This is a genomic window from Streptomyces sp. ISL-11 (assembly GCF_018614525.1).
GTDB lineage: Bacteria > Actinomycetota > Actinomycetes > Streptomycetales > Streptomycetaceae > Streptomyces.
On record NZ_JAGGOL010000180.1, the window covers coordinates 1 to 7729 of the forward strand.

Here is a 7729-nt window from a genome sequence, read left to right on the forward strand (position 1 = left end):
GCACCGCGGCCCGCCCCACGCGCCCCGCGCGCCCCCGCCCCGGGACCCGGCCGCTGCGCCTGGGCAGCCACCGGCCGCGGCTGCGCATGGTCGGCCTCGGGCTCACGCTCGTGCTGCTGGTGTTCACCGTGCGGCTGCTCCAGGTGCAGGCCGTCGACGCCGACGCGTACGCCGCCCGCGCCAACGTCAACCGCTACATCCCGGTCACCCTGGCCGCCGAGCGCGGCGCCATCACCGACCGTGCCGGCGTGGACCTGGCCACCACGGTCGACGCCTACGACATCACCGCCGCGCCCGACCTGCTGACGCCCGACCGCATCAAGACCGAGGGCGCCGCCCGGCAGGCCGCCGCGCTGCTCGGACCGGTCCTCGACGAGCGCCCCTCGGTCCTGGAGCGCAAGCTCACCGCCAATCCCAAGTCGCAGTACGTCGTCCTCGCCCGCCAGCAGACCCCCAAGGTCTGGAACCGCATCAAGGAACTGAAGAAGCAGACGGCGGAGAAGGCGGCGCGCAAGCACGGCGCGGACGTCCTCGCGGGCATCAACCGCGAGCCCCACAGCAAGCGCGTCTACCCCAACGGCGGCCTCGCCGCCGGGATACTGGGCTTCGTGAACGCCGAGGGCCGCGGTGGCGGCGGCATCGAGGCCAAGCTGGACAAGGTCCTGGCCGGCCAGGACGGCAAGCTCGTCTACGCCCAGTCCGGCGGCCGCCAGGTGCCCACCGGGGACGTCGAGGAGCACCCCGCCGTGCCCGGCTCCGACGTCGAGCTGACCATCGACCGCGACATCCAGTGGGCCGCCCAGAACGCCATCAGCCGCCAGGTGCGGGAGTCCCAGGCCGACCGGGGCTACGTCGTCGTCCAGGACACCCGCAGCGGCGAGATCCTCGCCATGGCCAACGCCCCCGGCTACGACCCTAACGACCTCGCCCACGCCGACCGCCGGGCCCTGGGCAACGCCGCGTTGCAGGACGCGTACGAGCCCGGCAGCGTCAGCAAGGTGATGACCATGGCGGCCGTCCTGGAGGAAGGCGCCGCGAACCCCTCGACGCACGTGGAGGTCCCCAACCGGCTGCCGCGCGCCGACCGCTCCTTCGCCGACGACGTCGACCACACCACCTGGCACCTGACCCTCAACGGCGTGCTCGCCAAGTCCAGCAACATCGGCACGATCCTCGCCGCCGAACAGCTCGGCAAGAACCAGCCACAGGCCAACCGGGTCCTCCACTCCTACCTGCGCAAGTTCGGCATGGGCGAGCCCACCGGCCTCGGCTTCCCCGGCGAGACGCCCGGCATCCTCGCCCCGCCGCAGAAGTGGAGCGCCTCCCAGCAGTACACGATCCCCTTCGGCCAGGGACTGTCGCTCAACGCCGTCCAGGCCGCCTCCGTCTACTCCACCATCGCCGCCGGGGGCGAGCGCATCCAGCCCTCGCTCGTCCGCGGCGCCAAGGGTCCCGACGGCCGCTTCACCCCCGCCGCCACCCCCCAGCGGACCCGTGTCGTCAGCGAGAAGACCGCCAAGGCGCTCGCCACGATGCTGGAGTCCGTCGTCGACGACCGCGAGGGCACCGGCACCAAGGCGAAGATCCCCGGCTACCGCGTGGCCGGCAAGACCGGCACGTCCAACCGGGTGGACCCCGTCACCGGCCGCTACCACGGCTACACCGCCTCCTTCGCCGGCTTCGCCCCCGCCGACCAGCCCCGCCTCACCGTCTACTGCGCCATCCAGAACCCCACCAGCGGCAGTTACTTCGGTGGCCAGATCTGCGGCCCCGTCTACAAGCAGGTGATGGAATTCGCGCTCAAGACCCTCCAGGTACCGCCGTCCGGCACCAGGCCGCCGCGGCTGCCGGTCGCCTACGGCGACGAATGACCCGGGGCCCGGCGTGACGACCATCACCCCCGATCCCGGGAACCGCGGCCCGGCGCGCCCCTCGCTTCGCGACGGGGCGGGTGCGCCCGGTACGCTCACCGCCGTGCCACACGCTGATCAGTCCCACACCGACCAGGACGCCCCCGCCGCAGCGCAGGGAGCGCCCCGCCCCACCCGGGTCCGCCCCGTGCCCCTCGCGGAGCTGGCCGGTCAGCTGGGCATCGCCGCTCCGGGTGACGCCGCCGTCACCGGGATCACCCACGACTCACGGGCCGTGCGGCCGGGCGACGTCTACGCCGCGCTGCCCGGCGCCCGCTTCCACGGCGCCGACTTCGTCCCCCAGGCCGCGGGCCTCGGGGCCGTCGCCGTGCTGACCGACCCGGCGGGCGCGGAGCGCGCCGCCGTCACCGGTCTGCCCGTCCTCACCGTGGACGACCCGCGCGGCGTCATGGGCGAGCTCGCGGCGACCATCTACGGACAGCCGGGCCGCGACCTGCTCCGCATCGGCATCACCGGAACCTCCGGCAAGACCACCACCGCGTACCTCATCGAGGGCGGCCTGCGGGCCGCGGAAAAAGAGCGCGAAGCGCTTCCCCCGGAGGGTGGTGGCGGGCGACGGGCGGGCCTCACGGGCCTCATCGGCACCGTCGAGTCCCGCATCGGCGACGAGCGACTGAAGTCCGAGCGCACCACCCCGGAGGCCACCGACCTCCAGGCGCTGTTCGCCGTCATGCGCGAGCGCGGCGTCCGCTCGGTCGCCATGGAGGTCTCCAGCCACGCCCTGGTGCTCGGCCGCGTCGACGGCTGCGTCTTCGACGTCGCCGTCTTCAACAACCTCAGCCCGGAGCACATGGAGTTCCACACCGGCATGGAGGACTACTTCCAGGCCAAGGCGGAGCTCTTCACCAAGGCCCGCAGCCGCGTCGGCGTCGTGAACCTCGACGACGAGTACGGCCGCCGGCTCGCCGAGGGCGCCTCCGAGGTCCCGGTCACCACCTTCTCCGCCGAGGGCCACCCCGACGCCCACTGGCGCGCCACCGACGTCGAGACCGGCCCCTTCGACTCCGTCTTCACCGTCCTCGGCCCCGACGGCGAGACCGTACGGGCCAGGTCGCCGCTGGCCGGCCCGTTCAACGTCGCCAACGCCCTGGCCGCCATCACCGCCCTCGTCGCCGCCGGGATCGACCCGCAGACCGCCGCCGACGGCGTCGCCGCCGTCCCCGGCGTCCCCGGCCGGCTGGAGCGCGTCGACGCCGGACAGCCCTACCTGGCCGTCGTCGACTACGCACACAAGACCGACGCCGTCGAATCGGTTCTCCGCGCCCTGCGCAAGGTCACCGACGGCCGCATCCACGCCGTCCTCGGCTGCGGCGGCGACCGCGACACCACCAAGCGCGCCCCCATGGGCGCCGCGCTGGCCCGGCTCGCCGACACCGCCGTGCTGACCTCCGACAACCCCCGCTCCGAGGACCCCCTCGCGATCCTCGCCACCATGCTCGCGGGCGCCGCCGAGGTGCCCGCCCACGAGCGCGGCACGGTCCTCCTCGCGGAGGAGCGGGCCGACGCCATCGCCGCGGCGGTCGCCCGCGCCGAACCAGGCGACACCGTCCTCGTCCTCGGCAAGGGCCACGAACAGGGCCAGGACATCGCCGGAGTCGTACGCCCCTTCGACGACCGCAAGGTGCTGCGCGAGGCCATCGAGCGCAGCCGCGCGGTCCCCACGCACCGGAACGACCAGGGATGACAGACCGCCATGCGCGCACAACCCTCCCCCCGGAAGCCCACCCGAACGGCCGGAGGTAAATCTCAGTGATCGCTCTGTCCCTCGCCGAGATCGCCGCCATCGTCGGCGGGCAGCAGCACGACATACCGGACCCGAGCCGCACGGTCGACGGTCCGGTCGTGATCGACTCCCGTGACGTACGGCCCGGCAGCCTCTTCGCCGCCTTCGCCGGCGAGCACGTCGACGGCCACGACTACGCCGAGCGCGCCGTCGCCGCCGGCGCCGTGGCCGTGCTGGCCAACCGGCCCGTCGGCGTGCCCGCCATCGTCGTCGACGACGTCGTCGGCGCCCTCGGCGTCCTCGCCCGCGCCGTCGTGGAGAAGCTCGGCACGACCGTCGTCGCGCTCACCGGCTCGGCCGGCAAGACCAGCACCAAGGACCTGATCGCCCAGCTGCTGGAACGCCTCGGCCCCACCGTGTGGACCCCCGGCTCGCTGAACAACGAGATCGGCCTGCCGGTCACCGCGCTGCGCGCGGACGCCGGCACCCACACCCTCGTGCTCGAAATGGGAGCGCGCGGAATCGGCCATATCCGCTACCTCGCCGAGATCACCCCGCCGCGCGTCGGCGTCGTCCTGAACGTCGGCACCGCCCACGTCGGCGAGTTCGGCGGCCGCGAGCAGATCGCCATCGCCAAGGGCGAGCTCGTCGAGGCGCTGCCGCCGGCCGCCGAGGGCGGCGTCGCCGTCCTCAACGCCGACGACCCCCTGGTCCGCGCCATGAGCGCCCGCACCAAGGCCCGCACGGTCCTCTTCGGCGAGGCCGCCGACGCCGACGTACGCGCCGAGAACGTCCACCTCACCGCCACGGGCCGGCCGTCCTTCACGCTTCACACACCCACCGGGTGCGGGGACGTGACCATGCGGCTGTACGGTGAGCACCACGTGTCGAACGCGCTCGCCGCCGCCGCCGTCGCCCATGAGCTGGGCATGCCCGCGCAGGAGATCGCCACCGCGCTCTCCGGGGCGGGCCAGCTCTCCCGCTGGCGGATGGAGGTCACCGAGCGCGCGGACGGCGTGACGATCGTCAACGACGCCTACAACGCGAACCCCGAATCCATGAGAGCCGCGCTGCGCGCGCTGGCCGCCATGGGCCAAGCCGCCACGGCGAAGGGGGGCCGCACGTGGGCCGTGCTCGGTCGGATGGCCGAACTCGGCGGGGAGTCACTCGCCGAGCACGACGCGGTCGGACGGCTCGCCGTCCGGCTCAACGTCAGCAAGCTCGTGGCAGTCGGGGACAGGGAAGCGGCCTGGCTGCAGATGGGCGCCTATAACGAGGGTTCGTGGGGTGAGGAGTCGGTGCACGTGTCCGACGCGCAGGCGGCGGTCGACCTGTTGCGCAGCGAGCTGCGCCCGGGTGACGTCGTGCTGGTGAAGGCGTCCAGGTCGGTCGGTCTGGAGTGGGTCGCACAGCAGCTGCTCACCGGCGAGGGCGAGGTCCGGGGCTGATGAACCAGATCCTCTTCGCGGGTGTCATCGGTCTGCTGCTGACCCTGGTCGGCACCCCGCTGCTGATCAAGTTCCTCGCCCGCAAGGGCTACGGCCAGTTCATCCGTGACGACGGCCCGCGCGAGCACCACAGCAAGCGCGGTACGCCCACCATGGGTGGCATCGCCTTCATCCTGGCGACCCTCATCGCCTACGCCCTGACCAAGGTCATCACCAGCCACCAGCCGACCATCTCCGGCGTGCTGGTGCTGTTCCTGATGGCGGGCATGGGCCTGGTCGGCTTCCTCGACGACTACATCAAGATCGTCAAGCAGCGGTCCCTGGGCCTGCGCGCCAAGGCGAAGATGGCCGGCCAGCTCATCGTCGGCATCGCCTTCGCCGTCCTCGCGCTCCAGTTCTCCGACACCCGGGGCCAGACCCCGGCGTCGACCAAGCTGTCCTTCACCCAGGACTTCGGCTGGTCCGTCGGCCCGGTCATCTTCGTGGTGTGGGCGCTGTTCATGATCCTCGCGATGTCGAACGGCGTGAACCTCACCGACGGCCTCGACGGCCTGGCCACCGGCGCCTCCGTGATGGTCTTCGGCGCGTACGTGTTCATCGGCACCTGGCAGCACGGCCAGTCCTGCGGCAACCCGCTGACCGCCGGCGCCGCCTGCTACGAGGTCCGCGACCCGCTCGACCTCGCCGTCGTGGCCTCCGCGCTGATGGGCTCCTGCTTCGGCTTCCTGTGGTGGAACACCTCGCCCGCCAAGATCTTCATGGGTGACACCGGCTCGCTCGCCCTCGGCGGCGCGCTGGCGGGACTGGCCATCTGCTCCCGCACCGAGCTGCTGATCGCCCTCCTCGGCGGTCTGTTCGTCCTCATCACCATGTCCGTCGTGATCCAGGTCGGCTCCTTCAAGCTGACCGGGAAGCGCGTCTTCAAGATGGCGCCGCTCCAGCACCACTTCGAACTCAAGGGGTGGAGCGAGGTCCTTGTCGTGGTCCGGTTCTGGATCATCCAGGGCCTGTGCGTGGCCGTCGGACTCGGAATCTTCTACGCGGGATGGCTGGCCATCAAGTGAGTTTCACCGGCAGGAACATCACCGTCGCCGGCCTCGGCGTGAGCGGCGTCAGCGCCGCCCGCGCCCTGGCCGGCCTCGGCGCCCGGGTGACCGTGGTCGACGGCGGTGCCGGTGAGGCACTGCGCGAGCGCGCCGCGACGCTGGAGGCCGAGGGCATCGCCGTCCGCCTCGGCACGGATCCGATCAGCGGACGCTCCGCGGGTCACACCCTGCCCGAGGGCACCGACCTCGTCGTCACCTCGCCCGGCTGGAAGCCGGACAGCCCGCTCTTCGCGGCCGCCGCCGAGGCGGGCGTCGAGGTGATCGGCGACGTGGAGGTCGCCTGGCGGCTGCGCGGGGAGAACGCCGCGCCCTGGCTCGCCGTCACCGGCACCAACGGCAAGACCACCACCGTGCAGATGCTCGCCTCCATCCTGCGGGCCGCCGGACTGCGCACCGCCGCCGTCGGCAACATCGGCACCCCGATCATCGACGTCGTCACCGGCGACGAGCCGTACGACGTCCTCGCCGTCGAGCTCTCCAGCTACCAGCTGCACTGGGCGCCGTCCGTGCGCCCGCACTCCGCGGTCGTCCTCAACCTCGCCCCGGACCACCTCGACTGGCACGGCTCGATGGCCGCGTACGCGGCCGACAAGGGCCGCGTCTACGAGGGCAACCAGGTCGCCTGCGTCTACAACACGGCCGACCCCCGCACCGAGCACCTGGTCCGCGAGGCCGACGTCGAGGAGGGCTGCCGCGCCATCGGCTTCACCCTCGGCGCCCCCGCCGTCTCCGAGCTCGGCGTGGTCGAGGGCCTGCTCGTTGACCGGGCCTTCGTGCCCGACCGGCAGAAGAACGCCCAGGAGCTCGCCGAGGTCGCCGACATCACTCCGGCCGCCCCGCACAACATCGCCAACGCCCTCGCCGCCGCAGCCCTCGCCCGCGCCTTCGGCGTCGGGCCCGCGGCCGTACGGGAGGGCCTGCGCGCCTTCACCCCCGACGCCCACCGCATCGCGCACGTCGCCGACGTCGACGGCGTCGCCTACGTGGACGACTCCAAGGCCACCAACACCCACGCCGCCGAGGCGTCCCTGGCGGCGTACGAGTCGATCGTGTGGATCGCGGGCGGCCTCGCCAAGGGCGCCACCTTCGACGAGCTCGTCACCAGGTCGGCGAAGCGGCTGCGCGGCGTCGTCCTCATGGGCGCCGACCGTGCCCTGATCGGTGAAGCGCTGGCGCGACACGCCCCGGATGTGCCGGTGGTCGACCTCGACCGGACCGACACTGGGGCGATGGCCGCGGCGGTACGCGAAGCGGCCCGGCTCGCCGGACCGGGGGACACCGTGCTCATGGCCCCGGCGTGCGCCTCGATGGACATGTTCGTCAACTACAACCAGCGCGGCGAGGCGTTCGCCGAGGCGGTCCGCGCCCTGGCGGAGCAGGACCGCGCCGCGGACGAGTAGCCGCACGGACCCCGCGGCGCGGGCCGGGCGGCGCGGGACACCAGCGGAGGGGACACCCGGATGCACGCCGACGACATCGCGGGACCGCGCGGCGGCCGGCCGGCACTGCGCGGCCCCGCCG

At 73.0% G+C, this 7729-nt stretch carries 5 protein-coding genes; all 5 read left to right on the forward strand.

All coding sequences use genetic code 11. The annotated features are described in order from the left end of the window. On the forward strand, positions 1–1871 hold a 1871-nt coding region (locus J7E86_RS28485; RefSeq protein WP_215085701.1), incomplete at its 5' end, for a penicillin-binding protein 2. 13 nt (positions 1872–1884) lie between these two features. Then, on the forward strand, positions 1885–3615 hold the full coding sequence (locus tag J7E86_RS28490) for a UDP-N-acetylmuramoyl-L-alanyl-D-glutamate--2,6-diaminopimelate ligase (RefSeq protein WP_215085702.1): 1731 nt from the start codon (positions 1885–1887) through the stop codon (positions 3613–3615). 65 nt (positions 3616–3680) lie between these two features. Next, positions 3681–5102, forward strand: coding sequence for a UDP-N-acetylmuramoyl-tripeptide--D-alanyl-D-alanine ligase (murF, locus tag J7E86_RS28495; RefSeq protein ID WP_215085703.1), 1422 nt, complete (start codon positions 3681–3683; stop codon positions 5100–5102). Continuing rightward, positions 5102–6166, forward strand: a complete 1065-nt coding sequence (mraY, locus tag J7E86_RS28500; protein WP_215085704.1) for a phospho-N-acetylmuramoyl-pentapeptide-transferase — start codon at positions 5102–5104, stop codon at positions 6164–6166. The genes murF and mraY overlap by 1 nt, the downstream gene beginning before the upstream one ends. Further along, complete coding sequence (murD, locus tag J7E86_RS28505) at positions 6148–7608, forward strand: UDP-N-acetylmuramoyl-L-alanine--D-glutamate ligase (protein ID WP_215085705.1); 1461 nt, start codon at positions 6148–6150, stop codon at positions 7606–7608. Before mraY ends, murD begins: the two co-directional genes overlap by 19 nt. The last annotated feature ends 121 nt before the right edge of the window (positions 7609–7729 follow it).

What these genes read in the sequence shown, in the direction of transcription:
- mraY (WP_215085704.1), top strand. Translation starts at nt 5,102, where the DNA reads ATGAACCAGATCCTCTTCGCGGGTGTCATCGGTCTGCTGCTGACCCTG.
- murD (WP_215085705.1), top strand. Translation starts at nt 6,148, where the DNA reads ATGGCTGGCCATCAAGTGAGTTTCACCGGCAGGAACATCACCGTCGCC.